At 40.7% G+C, this 19,751-nt stretch carries 16 protein-coding genes and 1 pseudogene; 15 read left to right on the plus strand and 2 right to left on the minus strand.

Annotated features, from left to right (window positions below):
• Nucleotides 1–102 precede the first annotated feature (102 nt).
• Both ACFSMW_RS08840 and ACFSMW_RS08845 read left to right on the plus strand, forming a co-directional pair.
• The gene (locus ACFSMW_RS08840) at nt 103–480 is read left to right on the plus strand and encodes a RidA family protein (RefSeq protein WP_390354910.1); all 378 of its coding nucleotides are present in this window, start codon (nt 103–105) and stop codon (nt 478–480) included.
• 88 nt (nt 481–568) lie between these two features.
• A pseudogene (locus tag ACFSMW_RS08845) lies at nt 569–1,736 on the plus strand (iron-containing alcohol dehydrogenase).
• Nucleotides 1,737–2,152: 416 nt separating this feature from the next.
• Here ACFSMW_RS08845 and ACFSMW_RS08850 read toward each other — a convergent pair.
• Nucleotides 2,153–3,373: an MFS transporter gene (locus ACFSMW_RS08850; protein WP_390354912.1), complete on the minus strand. Its 1,221-nt coding sequence runs from the start codon at nt 3,371–3,373 to the stop codon at nt 2,153–2,155.
• A 337-nt stretch (nt 3,374–3,710) separates the two neighbouring features.
• Between ACFSMW_RS08850 and ACFSMW_RS08855 the strand changes: the two genes are divergently transcribed.
• Nucleotides 3,711–4,640: a DUF1002 domain-containing protein gene (locus ACFSMW_RS08855; RefSeq protein WP_390354914.1), complete on the plus strand. Its 930-nt coding sequence runs from the start codon at nt 3,711–3,713 to the stop codon at nt 4,638–4,640.
• 487 nt (nt 4,641–5,127) lie between these two features.
• On the opposite strand, the gene ACFSMW_RS08860 is transcribed toward ACFSMW_RS08855, so the two are convergent.
• Nucleotides 5,128–5,460, minus strand: coding sequence for a DUF3899 domain-containing protein (locus ACFSMW_RS08860; RefSeq protein WP_390354916.1), 333 nt, complete (start codon nt 5,458–5,460; stop codon nt 5,128–5,130).
• A gap of 185 nt (nt 5,461–5,645) precedes the next feature.
• On the opposite strand from ACFSMW_RS08860, the gene ACFSMW_RS08865 reads away from it, so the two are divergent.
• The 12 genes from ACFSMW_RS08865 to ACFSMW_RS08920 all read left to right on the plus strand — a co-directional run bounded on the left by ACFSMW_RS08865 (nt 5,646) and on the right by ACFSMW_RS08920 (nt 19,747).
• A complete protein-coding gene (locus ACFSMW_RS08865) occupies nt 5,646–7,331 on the plus strand; it encodes a peptide ABC transporter substrate-binding protein (RefSeq protein ID WP_390354918.1) in 1,686 nt (561 codons plus the stop codon).
• A 122-nt stretch (nt 7,332–7,453) separates the two neighbouring features.
• On the plus strand, nt 7,454–8,386 hold the full coding sequence (gene opp3b / locus ACFSMW_RS08870; protein WP_390354919.1) for an oligopeptide ABC transporter permease: 933 nt from the start codon (nt 7,454–7,456) through the stop codon (nt 8,384–8,386).
• Nucleotides 8,383–9,402, plus strand: a complete 1,020-nt coding sequence (gene opp3C, locus ACFSMW_RS08875; RefSeq protein WP_390354921.1) for an oligopeptide ABC transporter permease — start codon at nt 8,383–8,385, stop codon at nt 9,400–9,402. Before opp3b ends, opp3C begins: the two co-directional genes overlap by 4 nt.
• A gap of 30 nt (nt 9,403–9,432) precedes the next feature.
• Nucleotides 9,433–10,461 (plus strand): ABC transporter ATP-binding protein, encoded by a 1,029-nt coding sequence (locus ACFSMW_RS08880; RefSeq protein ID WP_390355428.1) that lies wholly within the window; start codon nt 9,433–9,435, stop codon nt 10,459–10,461.
• A gap of 1 nt (nt 10,462) precedes the next feature.
• Nucleotides 10,463–11,404, plus strand: a complete 942-nt coding sequence (locus tag ACFSMW_RS08885) for an ABC transporter ATP-binding protein (RefSeq protein WP_390354923.1) — start codon at nt 10,463–10,465, stop codon at nt 11,402–11,404.
• 264 nt (nt 11,405–11,668) lie between these two features.
• Nucleotides 11,669–13,339, plus strand: a complete 1,671-nt coding sequence (locus ACFSMW_RS08890; RefSeq protein WP_390354925.1) for a peptide ABC transporter substrate-binding protein — start codon at nt 11,669–11,671, stop codon at nt 13,337–13,339.
• A 241-nt stretch (nt 13,340–13,580) separates the two neighbouring features.
• The gene (locus ACFSMW_RS08895; RefSeq protein ID WP_390354926.1) at nt 13,581–14,516 is read left to right on the plus strand and encodes an ABC transporter permease; all 936 of its coding nucleotides are present in this window, start codon (nt 13,581–13,583) and stop codon (nt 14,514–14,516) included.
• Between the two features lie 14 nt (nt 14,517–14,530).
• Nucleotides 14,531–15,439, plus strand: coding sequence for an ABC transporter permease (locus tag ACFSMW_RS08900; RefSeq protein WP_390355430.1), 909 nt, complete (start codon nt 14,531–14,533; stop codon nt 15,437–15,439).
• A 15-nt stretch (nt 15,440–15,454) separates the two neighbouring features.
• Nucleotides 15,455–16,486, plus strand: a complete 1,032-nt coding sequence (locus ACFSMW_RS08905) for an ABC transporter ATP-binding protein (protein ID WP_390354928.1) — start codon at nt 15,455–15,457, stop codon at nt 16,484–16,486.
• A complete protein-coding gene (locus ACFSMW_RS08910; protein ID WP_390354930.1) occupies nt 16,479–17,495 on the plus strand; it encodes an ABC transporter ATP-binding protein in 1,017 nt (338 codons plus the stop codon). Before ACFSMW_RS08905 ends, ACFSMW_RS08910 begins: the two co-directional genes overlap by 8 nt.
• Nucleotides 17,496–17,793: 298 nt before the next feature.
• Nucleotides 17,794–18,828, plus strand: a complete 1,035-nt coding sequence (locus tag ACFSMW_RS08915) for an ABC transporter ATP-binding protein (RefSeq protein ID WP_390354931.1) — start codon at nt 17,794–17,796, stop codon at nt 18,826–18,828.
• Nucleotides 18,815–19,747 carry an ABC transporter ATP-binding protein gene (locus ACFSMW_RS08920; protein ID WP_390354933.1) on the plus strand — a complete coding sequence of 311 codons (933 nt, stop codon included), beginning with the start codon at nt 18,815–18,817 and terminating at the stop codon, nt 19,745–19,747. Before ACFSMW_RS08915 ends, ACFSMW_RS08920 begins: the two co-directional genes overlap by 14 nt.
• The last annotated feature ends 4 nt before the right edge of the window (nt 19,748–19,751 follow it).

Here is a 19,751-nt window from a genome sequence, read left to right on the forward strand (position 1 = left end):
TTTGAAATGGAATAGACAATATACCATACTTATGTTGCCATTAATGATATAATGTTGTAGAAAAATAGTTAAAGAGAAAAAAGAACCAAGGAGGAATTCCGAATGTTTGAAAAAATTTATACTGATAAGGCTCCAAATGCAATCGGCCCCTATTCACAAGCGGTCAAAGCAGGTGATTTTCTTTATGTTTCTGGCCAAATTGGCTTGAACCCTGAGACAGACGAAAAGGCTGAGGGGATTGAAGCGCAGACGAAGCAGGTTCTCGATAATCTGCAGGCCATTTTGAATGAAGCTGGTGCGGATTTCTCGCAAGTTGTCAAAACAACTATCTACCTTCATGATATGGCTAATTTTGCGTCAGTAAATGAAATTTATGGAACTTATTTCAAAGAACCCTATCCTGCGCGGGCGTGTATTGAAGCTGGCAGATTGCCAAGAGATGTATATGTGGAGATGGACGTTGTAGCTTATCTCAAATAATAGATGGAACGTCAGGGGACAGTATAAGCAACTTCCTGTGAAATCCCCCCTGTATCTTAATCTATATCGTCATAAGGGAGTGTGGTTCATGAACAACTTCACATTCTGGAATCAGACAAAGCTGATATTCGGCAGAGGCCAAATATCAGCTTTGTCTGATGAAGCCAAACGGTATGGCAAGAAGATCTTGCTTGTATATGGTGGTGGAAGCATCAAAAAGAATGGTATTTATACACAAGTAAAAGAGAAACTCTCCCAAATCGATGCCGAGGTCACAGAATGTAGCGGCGTGGAGGTAAATCCACGTGTGGATACTGTGCGCAAAGGAGTGACGCTTTGTAAGGATAATGGCATAGATCTAGTCTTGGCGGTCGGAGGCGGAAGTGTAATAGATTAGCAAAGCGATTGCGGCGGGTGCCAAAACAGAGGCAGATATGTGGGATGTAATCACAAGAAAGTCAACTGTTACAGATGCCTTACCATTGGGTGTGATTTTGACGCATGCAGCAACAGGATCAGAAATGAATCGCAGCTGTGTTATTTCCAACCCGGAAACACAGCAAAAATGCGGATGGGGCTGTCCATACACTTATCCGAAGTTTACCATAGCCGATCCAGCATTCACTTTTTCTGTATCTGAGCAACAAACGGTGCTTGGCATTGTAGATATAATGTCCCATGTCCTGGAACATTATTTTCATCATACATCAAATACACCGGTACAGGATCGCTTCTGTGAATCACTTTTGCTGACTATCATTGATACTGCTCCGAAACTTATGGACGATTTGCAGAATTATGCTTATCGCGAGACGATCATGCTTAGCGGCTCATTGGCTCTTTGCGATTTTCTTAATATGGGATATCGCGGTGATTGGGCATCACATGATTTAGAACACGCTGTCTCGGCGGTACACGATATTCCTCACGGCGGGGGCTTAGCCATCATTTTCCCACAATGGATGCAGCATGCCCTTGACGAAGGTAATGTTGGGAGATTTATTCAATTGGCCACCCGCGTATTTCATGTAAGTACGGAAGGAAGAACAGATTGGGAAATTGCTAATGATGGGATAGCTGCTTTGCGTAAGTTCTGGGATAGCTTGGGTGCCCCGAGCAACCTCTCAGACTATGGCATCAAACAAGAGAGTGTTGAATGGATGATCGAAAAAGCATTTGAGGTTCGGGCAGAGCCGGGTAATTTCAAACCACTTAGCAAAGAAGATGCACGACAAATCTATCTGGCATCTTTGTAATGGTAATGGACCGGAATCGGGCATATGCTGTATCGGAATATAGTAGCGTGGGTGTATATTTATATGTGTAGAAAGTGTTTTATCAGTTGTTGAATTGATAGATGGATAACCTTTCACCATTCGGCCCTTATTCTGTGTAGAGAAAGATTACCTAAAGGAAGAATGATTCCATGGATGCAATCTATACGATTAATAATAACCATGGCAATGTATGATGACCAAACCGCACCTGAAAAAATCATTCAGACTGCGACAAAATATTTCCCAGGAAATATATATGTCGAATCATTCATGTATATCATCGACAAAGTGCCAACACACATTTTTTCTGTAATACACTATAGATGATTCTCCAAACGGGGATTCAAATAATTATAAAAAATGCTGACCATGCGTTTCATGGTCAGCATTTTTTGTCATCTTTTCAAGATAGATAGTAAATGTCCGTGTTTTCTGCTTGTGCCGCTGTATTCATGCTTATACCAGGCTGCCAGCAGAATGAATCCGCAAATGATAAGCAGACTGCTCGTGATGATGAAGACTCCTGTAAAACCGAAAAAGCCGGCAATCAAACCACCAAGAGCCGGGCCGATAATATTGCCCAAGAAACGCAAACTTGTATTATAGCCAAGTACTTCTCCTTGCATGGATAAAGGTGCTTCTTGGCGGATGTAGGCAATCCGGACGGGGACAATCCCGCCAATGGCAATCCCGAGAAAGAAGCGTAAGGCTACAAGCTGCCAAAGGTTTGTGACAAATGCAGCAGGGAAATAAACAATACCAGCCATGAACAGAAGGAAAATCATGATTTTGACATAGCCAATACGATCCCCCCACTTGCCCCAATTTCTAGCCATTATCAAGTTGCCTGCACCGGCCGCAGAGAAGGCAAGGCCGGAAAAGAAAGCAATGCTGGCAGGACCATGTATATCTGCGACATATAGCGAAAGAATCGGCTGTACACTGAAATGTGCAATCTGTACTAATGCAGATATAAGCATCACCACAAGAAATACAGGGTTTTTAACAATATGAAGAATAACTTCTTTACTGGAATATATTTTTGTATCCGTATCTACTGTACTGTTTTCCGCGGATGGTTCTGTTTCTTTTACACCAAAAAGAACGATGATTGCAGAGAGGAATATGCTGAATGCTGTGATTTTAAACGATGCATCATAACCAAATCCATCAGCTAATGCGCCGCCAAGCATCGGTCCAAGTAATTGTCCGGTGATGCTTCCAGTCTGTAAGGTTCCCAGTACTTTACCTGCTACGTTCTTCGCAGTTTGCGTAGCAATCAACGCTTGCGACATAGGGATAAACCCAGTAAAGATACCCATGATCATACGCAATAAAAAAAGCTGCCAAACGTTTTCGGCAAACCCCATGAGAAATATGGATAGTCCCATTCCAACAGCGAAAAAGACCAATAGTTTTTTTCGGCCATGTCTATCGCCAATTCTGCCCCAAATAGGCGAAAAGAGGAAGGCTGCGACAAATGTGATGGCAAAAATCCATCCTGACCAAGATTGTACATATGAATCAGAGAAGTTGCCGAATGACTCGACATATAAAGAAATAAAAGGGACAACCATCGTCATGCTTCCTGCTACAAAAAAATTTGCAATCCACATGATCACCAAGTTACGATTTGCTTGAAGTTGTTGTTTCCTAATGGAAAAGCGCCTTCTTTCTAAAGTATTTATTTCGTTATCCTAAATATATACCATATTATATATACCATATAAAGAATCATAGATAAAGAAATTTGCTCAAAACTTGACAAACGCTCCCTGAACCAGCTTTTTCCCTGTGTTTAAACAGTTTCAAACTAACAAAAATCATCCCGAGATTCATGTAGAAATAGTGAAAATAGTGTTCAGAAGGCAAATGAAACGTTATAATAAGAAAATAATGGGAGCATGGCTCCTGTTCCCTTCTAAAATTCCCCATAAAAAGGAGAATAATAAAATGATAAAATATGTAACTAAAATGACAATGGTACTTATTTTGGTTACCAGTTTGATAGCTGGCACCACGCTCCATGTCGCAGCTGATGATGGCAACGGAGATGATGATGCCATCAACGAGAAATTCGGTGTGCCAATTGTTGTCTATGGTGAAACGTTGACACCATCTCAAAAGGATGAAGTTCGCAAACAGTTAGGTGTGAATGATCCTGAAAATACAAAAGAATATACTGTTACTGGTCAGGACATTGTGAAATACATTAATGGTGACCCTGGTTCGCATATGTATTCGTCTGCTAAAATAACCCGTGAAGATAAAGGGAACGGACTGAATATCAAAATTGTGACTCCAAGCAATATAACGGAAGTAACGAGTGAGATGTATGCCAATGCGTTGCTGACTGCAGGAGTAGAGGATGCCACAGTGGAGGTTGCATCACCAGTGAAGGTGACTGGTCATTCGGCGTTGACCGGCATATATAAGGCCTATGATGTTCAAGGCGACAAGCTGGATAAGGAACGGATGGAGCTGGCGAATGACGAGCTGGATGTTGCAACTGAGCTTGCAAAAAAAGATGGGGTAAGTCAGGAAAAAGTCAGCGAGCTCTTGACTGAAATCAAAAAGCAAATTTCAGAGCAAAATCCAGCAACGAAAGAAGATGTAGAAAGAATTGTAAAAGAGCAGTTGGATAAACTGGATATACAGCTTAGTGATAAAGACCGTCAAATGTTAACCAACCTATTTGAAAAAATGCGGGATCTGAATATCAACTTCGATAACGTGAAGGGGCAACTAAACGATATAGCCTCCAAGGTAAAGGATAAGGTTGGAAAATTAATCGATGACGAAGGGTTTTGGCAAAAAGTCGCTAATTTTTTCAGTCAGCTGTTCCAGTCTCTTGCAGACTTCTTTAAAGGATTATTCAATTAATCAATCACGTCGCTAAATAATCATTATTTAAGAAGAACCTTGGCAAAATTGTCAGGGTTCTTTTTTTGTATGTCGCTAAATGAAATTCGACAATTCAGTGTATATAGAAATATGGTAAATATGATCTAGGATATCACTAAACCCTCGTGTTTGTAACAGTATTGCGCTGATTTGATAAAAAATAGTATTATTTTTGTAAAAAAATTAAAAATGGTAGTGCAAATCTTGTCGAATGATAGTATAATGTTCACTACAGTTCGACATAGTAAAGCGAAATTATCAGAATATTGGGCGGAAGTAAACCCGGAAATGTTTGTAAATTTTATATATTTGAAAGTCCGTAAAATATAATACAGACATTGTTCTTATGCATTGTTTGCATGTTAATGTACAGAATATAAGCATCACTACATTGATAGCAAACTGGACAAAAGGTTTCTTCATTCTTGATAAAAGGCGCTTTGAAGGCTTTAATGTTGACATCTGCCTATGCATAGTAGAGAACTAAAGCGGCAGACATCAAACATAGGTCTACAGCACCAGTGATTAATGGCACATCATAGTTTTGTGGGATTAGTTTTGAGAGCGGTTCACGTCCTCTATTCTTCATACCGCTAAAAAAGGACTGGAAGCTGTAAAACACAATATCAAAGAAACGGGCTTTGGTAACAATACCCCCTAAGGAGATGAGTATTAGCAAAATAGAAACAGTAAACGAAATATTGATATAACTCAAAAGATGGAAGTTATTGTAAACGACTTTACAAAGCAATAATATGAAAGCTTGTGAGGAGACAATCCATATGATATTTTTTTTCATTAGTTTGTGAGTACCTCCATAAGGAATTCAGTATATGAAATAACATATACGTGATTATATATCAAAAAAATTAATAAAAAAACAAAAACACTATTTAATGGAAAAATAAAACAATTTACATCTTTTTAAAGTGGTGTATAATAAAATTTATCAAAATTATCATTTACGCAAAGGAAGTGGAATAATTGAAAAAATCAAAATATTATCTCTTCATAGCTTTAATTTCTGCTCTTGCATTGTTTGTTTCTGCTTGTGGTTCTGGAAGCAGTGACAGTAAAAAAAGTGATAAAAGCGACACAGCAAAAGGAAACACAGACGATCAAGTTTTTAACATGATTGAAACTGCTGAAATTCCAACTGGAGATCCTGCCAAAGCAACAGATGCAGCAAGCTTTATTGTGTTTGGACAAACAATGGAGGGTCTGTATACTCTTGATAAAAACGATAAACCAGTACCGGCAATCGCTGATGGGGAACCAAAGATAAGCGAAGACGGCAAAAATTATACCTTTAAACTCCGCGAAGACGCGAAATGGACTAATGGGGACCCTGTTACCGCCAATGATTTTGTTTACGCGTGGAAAAGGGCAGTAGACCCGGATACAGCTTCTGAATACGCATATATGTTTTCCGGTGTTATCAAAAATGCAACAGACATCATGAATGGTAAGGCGAAACCGGAAGAACTTGGTGTAAAAGCAGATGGAGATTACACGTTGAAAGTAGAACTAGAACAGCCTGTCCAGTACTTCGACTCTTTATTGGCATTTGGCACTTATCTGCCGCTGAATGAAAAGTTTGTTGAAGAAAAAGGCGATAAATTCGGAACAAACAGTGACAACATGCTGGCTAACGGCCCATTCGTTTTGAAAGATTGGGACGGCACCGGATTGACATGGTCTTATGAAGCCAATGATAAATACTATGATAAAGATAAAGTGAACTTGAAAAAAGTTAATGTACAAGTTGCCAAAACACCAAATACCGCAATCAACCTGTATCAAACAGGCAAAGCAGACCGTACTGCTGCATTAAGTGCGGAATATGCTAAACAGTATCAAAATGATAAAGATGCTTCTACGTTCCAAGAAGGAAGCTCATGGTATTTGAAGTTTAACCAGAAGAAAGATGGCAAAGATTCTCCTTTAGCTAATAAAAATATTCGTAAAGCACTGGCGATGGCGTTCGACAAGAAGTCATTCACAGATCAACTTCTAGCAAATGGTTCTGTGCCTACCGATGGCTATGTTCCAACAGGATTGGCTAAGGACCCAAAAAGCGGGAAGGATTTCCGTGAAGAAAGTGGCGATCTGATTTCTTATGATGTAGATCAAGCCAAGAAATATTGGGCAAAAGGGCTGAAAGAACTCGGTAAAAAAGATTTGACACTCCAATATTTAAGTGATGACACAGAAAATGCCAAGAAAACAGGTGAATATTTCAAAGGTCAATTGGAGAAAAACCTAAAAGGGCTGAAACTGGAACTGACAAACGTGCCATTTAAAGTACGTCTTCAAAAAGTAAACGATGGGGACTACGATATTGTCATGCATGGTTGGGGACCGGATTATCTTGATCCGATGACTTTCCTTGATTTGTATGTAACAGATGGAGGAAATAACCAAACTGGTTACTCCAACAAGGAATATGACAAATTAATTGACGATGCAAAAGTGAAATATGCCAATGATCCTGAAAAACGTTGGGAAACAATGTTGAAAGCCGAGAAATTACTTGTACAGGAAGATACAGTTGTTGCTCCAATCTACCAACGGGGAAGACTTGTTCTTTTGAAACCTTATGTCAAAAACCTCGAAGAACATCTATTTGGTCCTGACTATACACTGAAAAATGTAAAGATTGAAAAGTAGAAAAGGGATCTAAAATGAAATAGTTAATCTGAGAAAGAGAGTATTTCAGTGTACTCTCTTTCCCCCTTTTCATCGCTTTTTAATTTGAAAATTTACATTTATTTGTTTGAGGAGGAAACAACATGACGAAATACGTGTTGCAACGTATCTTGTATATGGTTATAACGTTGTTTATCATAGCGTCAATAACGTTTTTCCTGATGAAATTCTTACCTGGCACCCCCTTTCAAAATGAAGAAAAACTATCAGAAGAACAAGTACAAATACTAAATGAAAAGTACGGTCTGGATAAACCGATACCTGTACAATATGCCAATTATTTGGCGAATATTGTCAAAGGAGATTTGGGTGTGTCGTTCCAATTTGACAATCAGCCCGTGACAGACCTCCTGATTAATCGGATGGGTCCGTCTTTGCAACTTGGTTTTCAAGCTATGTTTATCGGGACGATTATCGGAATATTCCTGGGTGTTATAGCCGCTATGTTTCAAAATACATGGATTGATTATGGTAGTACATTTCTTGCAGTACTTGGAAAATCAATCCCATCATTTGTATTCGCGGCCCTGTTGCAATACTATATTGGTGTAAAATTGCAATGGCTCCCGGTTGCCTCCTGGGACGGATTCAGTTCTTCGATTATGCCTACCATTGCACTCGCTATTTTCCCAATTGCCACAGCAGCTCGTTTTATGAGAACGGAACTGATTGAAGTGCTTGGATCCGATTATATACAACTTGCAAAAGCAAAGGGAAATTCAAGAATGGAAGTATCTATCAAACACGCTGTCCGTAACGCATTAATTCCGATTATTACCGTTCTTGGACCAATGGCAGTCGGTTTGATGACGGGGTCCATGGTTGTTGAACAAATTTTTGCCATCCCTGGAATCGGTGAGCAGTTTGTTAAGTCGATACAGACTAACGACTTTCCAATTATTATGGGAACGACGATCTTCTTTGCGTTTTTATTGACAGTAATCATTCTAATTGTTGATATCCTTTATGGCATTATCGACCCAAGAATCAGATTGGCAGGGGGCTCTAAGAAATGAACAATCCCACTGAAAAAATATCAAAGGAATTATTTGAACCAGCACAAACCGATCATTTGGATAATGAAGTGATTGCAAAGCCGCAACTTTCCTTTATGAAAGACGCCTGGCTGCGCGTTCGAAAAAATAAAGGTGCCCTGATCAGCGCAGTTGTTTTAGCGTTGGTCATCATTATGGCAATTGTTGGTCCCCATATTAACTCTTATTCGCTTAATGAGCAGGATGTAACCAAAGCGAACCTACCACCTAAAATACCGGGGATCGAAAAACTTGGGATATTTGACGGAACCCAGAAAATTGGTGGGGTAGAAACCGATGTTTACAAACAACAAGGTATAAAAGAAAACTATTGGTTTGGCACAGACAGCCTTGGTCGTGATCTATTTTCACGTGTCTGGCTAGGGACAAGAGTATCCCTTTACATTGCGCTATTAGCAGCGTTGATTGATATGCTTATTGGTGTCGCTTATGGGTTAATTTCCGGTTTTACAGGCGGCAGGACCGATAACGTTATGCAGCGGATTCTCGAGGTCATTTCAGGAATACCAAACCTCATTGTTGTTATTTTAATGCTTCTCATCTTAAAACCAGGTATCATGTCAATTACAATTGCGATGGTTATTACTGGATGGGTTGGGATGGCTAGGGTAGTACGCGGACAAGTCCTGAAATTGAAAGATCAGGAATACATTCTGGCTTCAAGAACGCTTGGAGCTAAAAATAAACGGTTGTTAACGAAGCACCTGCTCCCCAACTTATCGGGCGTTATTATCATCAATACGATGTTTACCATTCCTAGTGCAATATTTTTTGAGGCTTTCCTCAGTTTTATTGGGATTGGGCTGCAGGCACCGAGAGCATCGCTAGGTACATTGATCGAGGATGGCTACAAAACATTTCAATTTTTGCCGCATTTGATGATTATTCCTTGTCTTGTTATCTGTGTCATCCTGATTGCCTGCAATTTGATTGGTGATGGATTGAGAGACGCATTCGACCCTAAAATGCGTGATTAAACAGTGAGGTGAAAACAAGTGGAAAAGAAAATGCTCGAAGTGAAGGATCTTCATATTTCTTTTCATACGTTTGCGGGTGAAGTGCAAGCGATCCGCGGTATCAATTTTGATTTATATGAAGGAGAAACACTCGCGATAGTGGGAGAGTCGGGATCTGGTAAATCGGTCACGACAAAATCAATTATGAAATTGCTTCCGACAAGTAATTCAGAAATAAAAAAAGGAGAAATACTTTTTAAAGATAAAGATATTGTACGATCGACTGAAAAAGAAATGCAAAAAATTCGTGGAAAAGATATTTCCATGATATTCCAAGACCCCATGACTTCTTTGAATCCAACAATGACTGTTGGCAAACAAATCATGGAGCCACTGCTTAAGCACCAAAGACTAGGAAAAAATGAAGCGAAAAAGAGAGCTTTGCATCTGTTGGAGCTAGTTGGCATTCCTAAACCTGAAGTGCGAATGAAGCAGTACCCGCACCAGTTTTCCGGTGGGATGCGGCAGCGGGTAGTCATTGCAATCGCACTTGCCTGTGCGCCTAAAATACTGATTGCCGATGAACCGACTACGGCCCTTGATGTAACTATTCAAGGACAGATTCTGGACTTAATGAAGGAACTGCAGAAACAAATCGAAACATCCATTATTTTTATTACACATGATTTGGGTGTTGTTGCGAACGTTGCCGATCGTGTAGCGGTTATGTATGGCGGAAAAATTGTCGAAATAGGGACGGTTGATGAGATTTTCTACAACCCACAACATCCATACACATGGGGGCTGATTAGTTCTATGCCTTCTTTGGATGAAACGGAGGATGAATTATATGTCATTCCGGGATCCCCTCCAGACTTGTTAAACCCGCCAAAAGGTGATGCATTTGCTCCAAGGAACGCCTATGCGATGAAAATTGATTTGGAACAGGAACCCCCAATGTTTAAAATCTCGAATACACATTATGCTGCAACATGGCTTTTGCATCCAGACGCGCCCAAGGTAGAGCCTCCCGCAGATATTCAAGAGCGTATGCACATGTTTGCTAAGGGGGAAATATGAGATGGCGGAAAAAGAGAAATTATTAGAAGTAAAACAGCTGAAGCAATATTTTAATGAAGGAAAAGCGAACGAAGTTAAAGCAGTGGATGATGTCACCTTTGATATCTATAAAGGGGAAACACTTGGAATAGTAGGAGAGTCTGGATGCGGAAAATCAACAACGGGCAGGACGATTATACGTTTGTATAATGCAACCGGGGGAAAAGTGCTCTACAAAGGAATAGATGTCCATGCTCAAAAATCACAATCCGAGCTAAATGAGCTTCATAAGCAAATGCAAATGATTTTCCAAGATCCGTATGCCTCCCTAAATCCTAGAATGAAAGTCAACGAGGTAATTGCAGAAGGAATCGATATACATGGGTTAGCAAAAAACAATAAGGAAAGAAGAGACAAAGTGCAGGCGCTGCTGGAGACGGTTGGTTTGAATAAAGACCATGCCAATCGATACCCGCATGAGTTTTCCGGAGGCCAGAGGCAGCGAATTGGAATTGCCAGGGCACTAGCGGTAAATCCCGAATTTATTATTGCTGATGAACCAATATCTGCACTGGATGTATCCATTCAAGCACAGGTTGTTAATCTATTGAGAAATCTGCAAAAAGAAAAAGATCTGACGTATTTATTCATTGCCCATGACCTTTCCATGGTAAAATATATCAGTGATAGAATAGGTGTCATGTATTTTGGGAAAATGGTTGAGTTGGCAACATCTGAAGATTTATACCGCAACCCGATGCATCCATATACCCAGTCACTATTATCTGCAATCCCTTTGCCGGACCCTAATTACGAACGTAAACGCAAAAGGAAGTCGTATGACCCTAATTCTCACCAGTACGATTCAGGCGAAGAGGTAAAGATGAGAGAAATTGTACCTGGACATTACGTAAGATGTTCATTAAAAGAAATGAAACAGTATCAGGACAATTATAAGATATAATAGTTATCGCGAAAAGGCAGGACGCCTGTTGAAAATGCAAAATCACTGCATTTTTAACAGGGTAAGTCCTGTCTTTTACTATGCCAAATAAAGGGAATAGTATTTGAAAACTTTCAATGCGGTATTTTGTAAAAATACTAGATAAAAATAATTTTAAAAAAATGGTGAAATTTTACTAGAAGGATAGTATAATAAAAGTGAAGATAAATTATTATTTATTGTAATTTATCAGAATTTAAAAAATACATATTTAGGAGGGTCTACATGAGAAGTTTGAAAAAATGGCCTTTGCTTCTTGTCTTGATTTTGGCCATGGCAATGTTCCTTGCGGCATGTGGTGGCAAGGATAAAGAAGCAGGTGGCGACAAGAAAGATAATGGTAATTCAGAACAAACAGATGATGGCAATGCAAAACCTGCCGATGATCAATCTATAAAAGTAAATATCAAAACGGAACCGCCTTCATTGCACCCAGGTTTGGCAACCGACACCACTTCAGGAGCTGTGCTGAACCAAACATTTGAAGGACTTTTGCGCATGAACCAAGACGAAGAAGTTGAGCCGGCCATGGCTGAAAAATATGACGTTTCAGATGACAAGAAGACATATACCTTCCATTTGCGTGAAGATGCGAAGTGGTCCAACGGTGATCCCGTAACCGCAGCGGATTTTGAATATGCATGGAAATGGATTCTTAACCCCAAAAATGCTGATGCTGACTACGCATACCAGCTATACCCGATTAAAGGAGCAGAAGATGCCAAAGAAAATGGCGCATCAATGGATGATGTAGGCATTGAAGCAAAAGATGACCATACATTGGTAGTGGAATTGGAAAACCCGACAGCTTATTTCCTTGATCTAACTACGACATACACATATTTTCCTGTAAATGAAAAAGTAGCCAAGGACAATGATAAATGGGCGAACGATGTTTCAGATGATTATGTAACTAACGGTCCATTCCTAATGAAAAGCTGGAAGCATAAAGATGAAATTGTTCTTGAAAAAAATCCGGACTACTGGGATGCCGATACAGTTAAATTGGAAAATATCACGATGTATATGATCGATGATGAAAATACAGCAAAGCAAATGTTTGATAACGGTGAACTCGACTGGCTGGGCGACCCGCTTGATGCTGTTCCTTTGGCTGCTATCCCAGCTTTAAAAGATTCCGGTGATTTGAATATCAATGATAAAGCAGGGGTTTACTACTATGCCTTTAATATTGAAGAAAAGCCTTTCGATAATGTGAATATCCGTAAAGCATTTGCATTGTCACTTGACCGTAAGGCAATTGTTGATAATATCACAAAGGGTGAACAAAAACCTGCTATGGCTTTGGTTCCGCCTTCCATTTTTAAAGACAATGAAAAAGGATATTTCAAAGATAATGATATAGATGAAGCGAAGAAATATCTTGAAAAAGGTTTGAAAGAAGAAGGCTTGAAAAAGTTGCCGACGGTGAAAATTTCTTATAACACTGACGAAGGACATCAGGCTATTGCCCAAGCGGCACAGGATATGTGGAAAGAAAACCTTGGTGTGGATGTTAAATTAAGCAACGAGGAATGGGCAGTATATCTGGATTCGATGGGTGCTGGGGATTTCCAAATCGGTCGTATGGGATGGATAGGTGACTTCAATGATGCCATCAATTTCTTAGAAATTTTCCAATCCAAAGGCGGCAATAACTATACAAACTGGGAAAATGATGATTACAAGAAATTGCTGAAGCAGACAAGAACAGAAAAAGATGAAAAAGCTAGAGAAGAAATCTTGCATAAAGCAGAAGATTTATTCATGGATGAACTTCCGTTATCACCTGTGTACTTCTATACAAACGTCTGGACACAAAACGAGAAACTCAAAAATGTGGAAGTCTCTCCACTTGGAAATATTCAATTCAAATGGGGATATCTCGCAGAATAGCAAATCAGAAACGGGTTATAAATAAACCCATTTCACCAACATTGGAAGATTACATCATGATCATAACTCCTATAATGCATTTTGTAGTAATTGATAGTGACTGACAAAATGTAATGCAGCTTTCCATTATGTTGACCTTATGCCAAAAAAGAGGGGTGAATGATTTGTTCACCCCTCTTTTTTGGGTCTATAACTGCAGTTGCTCTAAATGGAATGAACAAGGAAGTGGAGGAGACATCTCATGACGAAATTTTTATTAAAGCGGTTCGCATATATTCTCGTCTCGATGTTTTTTATCGTGACAATCACATTCATCTTGATGAAAGTAGCCCCAGGTGGACCTTATACCTCAGAAAGAAAAACATCACCGGCTATTGAACAGCAAATGAAAGAAGCATATGGTTTGAATGACCCGATTATCAAGCAATACAAGGATTACCTTGTCAAGGCGGCTACTTTTGATTTTGGTCCATCTTTCAAGATGAAAGGTCAAGATGTACTCGATATCATTAAGCGCAGTACACCATATTCGGTGATTTTAGGAGCAGAAGCTATTTTCATCGCCTTGGCTTTCGGGGTATTATTCGGAGTAATCGCCGCGATTCGACATAATAAATTTGCGGATTATTCCCTAATGATAGTAGCCGTACTTGGCATCAGTGTACCAAGCTTCATCATGGCTACCATTTTACAATACATTTTTGCGATTAAAATGGACATGTTTCCAATTGCCAGATTCGATTCGTTTGCGCACACGATACTACCAGCGGTAGCGTTGGCCACCACGCCACTGGCCTTCATTGCCAGGCTGATGCGTTCCAGTATGCTGGATGTGCTGAGTGCGGATTATATCAAAACAGCAAAATCGAAAGGACTTGGAGAACGTGTTGTCACTTATAGGCATGCACTGAGAAATGCTATCCTTCCTGTTGTTTCCTATCTTGGCCCACTTGTGGTTTCCATACTGACAGGCAGCTTTATTATTGAAAAAATCTTTGGTATTCCTGGTCTTGGCAATGAATTTGTCACCAGTGTCACAAACAGGGATTACACAGTAATTATGGGAACAACAGTGTTTTTCAGTATACTTCTGCTAGTCTCCATATTGATTGTCGATTTGGTATACGGCATGATTGATCCGCGCATCAAGGTTACTGGAAGGGGGGCAAGCAAATAATGGCACAAGCAGAAATGCAGAATAATGATTTTAAACCGTTGCATGTTGACCTATCCGAAGCAGAAAAAATCTCTGGTAAAAGCACTTCATACTGGCGTGATGCCTGGAGGGGTTTCCGTAAAAATAAAATAGCTGTTGCATCTGTTGTCATCATCATATTACTTGCAATTATGTCATTTGCCGGGGGACCAATATCGGGACATAATTACTATTCGAATAAATTGATCGATGCCAATAAATCGCCATCAGCAGAGCATTGGTTCGGGACTGACAACCTGGGAAGAGACGTTTTTGCGAGAACATGGTATGGAGCAAAAATTTCACTTTTCATTGGCCTGATGGCAGCCTTGATCGACTTGATTGTCGGAGTCATTTGGGGTGCTGTGGCTGGTTTCTTTGGAGGAAGAATCGATGAATATATGATGCGTATCGCTGATATCCTTTACAGTGTTCCGTATTTGTTGGTCGTTATTTTGTTGATGGTCATCATGCCACAGGGTTTGTGGACATTGATTCTTGCTATGACGATAACCGGCTGGATCAATATGGCCCGAATTGTTAGAGGACAAGTCCTGCAGCTGCGGGGAGAAGAATATGTCATGGCCTCTAGATCACTAGGCGCCGGCAATATGCGTTTGCTTTTCAAGCACCTCGTACCAAATACGATGGGACCTATTCTTGTAACATTGACACTGACCATTCCGAACGCGATATTTACTGAAGCGTTTTTAAGTTATCTGGGTCTGGGTGTACCAGCGCCTTTAGCAAGCTGGGGAACTATGTCATCGGACGCATTGCAATCGTTCCAGTACTACCCGTACCAGTTATTTTTTCCGGCATTCTTCATCTGTTTAACGATGCTCGCATTCAATGTCATTGGTGATGGTTTGCGTGATGCACTGGATCCAAAGGAACGCAAGTAAGGGGGACATAAGACCATGAAAAAAATATTGGATGTAGATAACTTGTCTATTTCTTTTGACACATATGGAGCTGAGGTGCAAGCGGTCAGAGGTGTTACATTCGATTTATATGAGAAAGAAACATTGGCTATCGTTGGGGAATCAGGTTCTGGCAAGAGTGTGACTGCACAAGCCGTCATGCGACTAACGCCGATGCCGCCCGGGAAATTTGTCAGCGGATCTATTACATTTCAAGGTGAAGATTTGACAAAAAAATCGGACAAGCAAATGGAGGCTATCCGCGGGAAAGACATCAGTATGGTATTCCAGGACCCGATGACATCACTGAATCCAACGATGACAGTCGGTAAACAAATTTCAGAGGGATTGATTAAGCATCAAAATATGTCGAAAAAACAGGCTTTTCAAAGGGGAATTGAATTGCTTAAGCTGGTGGGGATCCCGAACCCGGAACGAAGAATTAATCAATATCCACACCAATATTCGGGAGGGATGCGGCAGCGTGCCATGATAGCTATTGCACTAGCCTGCAATCCAAAAGTTTTGATTGCTGATGAGCCGACAACTGCTTTGGATGTGACAATTCAAGCGCAAATCCTTGATCTGATGCGGGATTTACAAGATAAAACAGGCACTGCTATTATCTTGATTACCCACGATCTGGGGGTTGTTGCCAATTCTGCACACCGTGTAGCTGTGATGTATGGTGGGAAAATTGTCGAAACAGGTAAGGTTGATGAAATTTTTTACAACCCAAAACATCCTTATACATGGGGGCTATTGGGTTCTATGCCGAAACTTGACCAAAATGCGGGAGAAAAACTGCAAGCGATTCCGGGTTCTCCCCCAGATTTGGCGGAACCTCCAAAGGGATGCCCATTTGCTGCGAGATGCCCTTTTGCAATGAATATCTGCGACAAAAAAATGCCGCAGTACACGGAACTGTCCGAATCCCATCATGCTGCATGTTGGCTGCTTGATGAGCGGGCACCAAAAGTGGAGCAGCCTGAATACGCAAAGGTAGGAGGTACCGAGGTGCATGGCTAATACAAAAGAAAAACTGCTGGAAATCAGAAATCTGAAAAAACACTTCAAGATTGATAGTACCAATGTCCTAAAAGCTGTTGATGGCATTTCCTTTGATATATTCAAAGGTGAGACCTTTGGATTGGTGGGAGAATCCGGTTGCGGAAAATCGACGGCAGGACGAACCATTTTACGTTTGTATGAAGCGACAGAGGGTGAAGTTAATTTCAAAGGTGAAAACGTCCATGCTAAAAAAAGCAAAAAAGATCTGAAAAAATTCAACCGCAGCATGCAAATGATTTTCCAAGACCCGTATGCTTCCCTCAATCCACGGATGACAGTGAAGGACATTATTGCTGAGGGCATTGATATTCATGGATTGGTGAAAAATAACAAACAACGGTCAGAAGTCGTTAACCAGTTGCTGCAAACAGTTGGCCTGAACAGCGATCACGGCAATCGCTATCCACATGAATTTAGCGGTGGTCAGCGCCAGCGTATCGGTATTGCCAGGGCATTGGCGGTAAATCCGGACTTTATTGTTGCGGACGAACCTATTTCAGCTTTGGATGTTTCTATTCAAGCCCAAGTTGTCAATTTACTGAAAGAGCTTCAGCAGGAGCGTGATTTGACGTATCTGTTTATTGCGCATGATTTATCCATGGTCAAGCATATTAGTGATCGTGTCGGGGTCATGTATCTAGGTGCAATGGCTGAAATAGCAACAAGTGATGAGTTATACAAACGCCCCATGCATCCTTATACTCAGGCATTGTTGAGCGCCATTCCATTAGCCGATCCGGAAGTCGAACGGACAAGAGAACGTATCATCATTGAGGGTGATATTCCAAGCCCAATCAATCCTCCAAGCGGCTGCCGATTCCGGACTAGATGCCCGATGGCAATGGAGGTTTGCAGCAAGATAGTTCCTGAGCTCAAAGAATATGAGGATGGCCACTGGGCTGCATGCCATTTATATGACAGCCGCTATAATGCGGAAAATAAGGCGATGGAATTGCAACACCATTAATGTGTTAATGTAAGGAAAAATCGGTGTCAGGCCGGTTTTTCTTTTTTTAAGAAGAAGAAAAAAATGCTTAACCGAATTTTAATTCTAACGTCCCGAATTACGAATAAAAAAATTTAAAAAAGTCTTGTCATAAATTTGAAATTAATATATACTTTAAATCAGTTCCCATTTATTACAAAACCATTACACTAATAGTCTAATAAGAATTTTCAGAAATGTATAAATAGGGACGCATTTAAAAATCTAATAGCCTTGATTTTCAGCAAGATATTTTTATGAAAATAAGGAAGTTTCTCTTATGTTAGGAGGGTCTTTTTTGGCACAGGAATTATTGCAGCTTAAAAACTTGAAGACATCATTTCGAATTGAAGATGATTACTATGCGGCCGTTGATAATGTATCTTTGACGGTAAATAAAAACGAAGTCCTGGCTGTGGTTGGTGAATCGGGATGCGGGAAAAGTGCACTGGCATTTTCCGTCATGGGATTGCACACCCGGGCCAAGATAGAGGGAAATATATTTTTTAAAGACCAGGATCTCGCCCATATAACCTCGGGAAAAATGAATAAGCTGCGCGGAAAGGATATGGGAATGATATTTCAGGATCCGCTGACAGCGCTTAACCCCTTGATGACAATCGGGGACCAAATCGGCGAAGTCATTTTTTTACATAATAAATCAATAAGCAAAGGCAAAAGAAGGAAAAAAGTAATTGATCTTTTAAATAAGGTGGGAATCCCCCGGCCAGAACATACATATACGCAATTTCCGCATGAACTGTCAGGCGGTATGAGGCAAAGGGTCGTCATCGCAATCGCAATTGCCAATGATCCCGAATTGTTGATTGCAGACGAGCCTACGACAGCATTGGATGCGACCATTCAGTCGCAAATATTGGACTTAATCACAAATTTGAAGAGGGACATGCAAGCAGGCATTATCCTGATCACGCATGATCTGGGAGTTGTCGCTGAAATGGCAGATCGAGTAGCCGTCATGTATGCAGGACAAATTGTGGAGATCGCTGACGTTGTCACGTTATTCAGTAACCCGCTGCATCCATATACAAGGTCATTGCTGAACTCTGTACCGAATGCCGAAAAAGATCAAACTGAGCTTCATGTCATTCAGGGTATTGTACCATCACTTAAAAATCTGCCGCGGCAAGGCTGCCGTTTTAAAGACAGGATCCCGTGGATCGCGGAAACTGAGCACGAGGAGAATCCGCAGATGCACGAGGTAGCACCAGGTCATCATGTCCGCTGCACTTGCTATAAGCATTTCCATTTTCCTGAAGTAAGCAAGGAGGCACAACACCATGGCATTTCTTGAAGTGAAAGATTTAAAGGTTCATTTTCCGATTAAAGGTGGTGTTTTCGGCAGGACGGTAGACTACGTCAAAGCAGTTGATGGCGTTTCTCTTAACATTGAGAGAGGCAAAACCTATGGTTTGGTTGGAGAATCTGGATCTGGCAAGACCACAACTGGACGAGCTATTATTGGGTTGAATCATATCACCTCTGGGAAAGTTCTCTTTGAAGGGAAAGACATCACAGATACACGAAAAGCGAAACAAGATTTCAGAAAAGACGTACAAATGATTTTCCAGGATCCTTATTCATCGCTTAATGCAAAAAAACGTGTACTGGATATTATTGCTGAACCACTCCGTAATTTTGAAAAAATGAGCAGAAAGGAAGAAAGGAAAAGGGTGCAGGAGCTTCTCGAGCTTGTAGGTTTAAGTCCGGAGAGCATAGTGAAATACCCACACCAGTTTTCCGGAGGGCAGCGGCAGCGTATCGGCATCGCCAGGGCAATAGCTTTGAAGCCGCAGTTGATTATCGCAGATGAACCTGTCTCCGCATTGGACGTTTCTGTACAGGCCCAAGTACTGAATTTCATGCAGGAAATCCAGAAGGAATTGAATTTGACATATCTGTTCATCAGTCATGACCTTGGTGTCATCCGCCATATGTGTGATCAAATCGGTATCATGTATCGCGGGCGCTATGTAGAAGAAGGAACAACCGGAGATATTTTCAGGTCCCCGCAGCATATTTACACGAAGCGTCTTGTTGCAGCGATACCTGACATTGATCCGAGCAAACGACAGCAGCATATGCGTTATCGTCAAGAGGTAAAAAAAGAATATGAGCAATCATATAATGACTACTTTGACAATCAGGGATTGGCATATGGCTTGCAGCCGATATCGGCCACACATTATGTTGCCCTGCCAGAGAAAGGTTGAACGG

Origin of the sequence: Tigheibacillus halophilus (assembly GCF_042683165.1) — a bacterium.
Classification (GTDB): Bacteria; Bacillota; Bacilli; order Bacillales; family Amphibacillaceae; genus Tigheibacillus; species Tigheibacillus halophilus.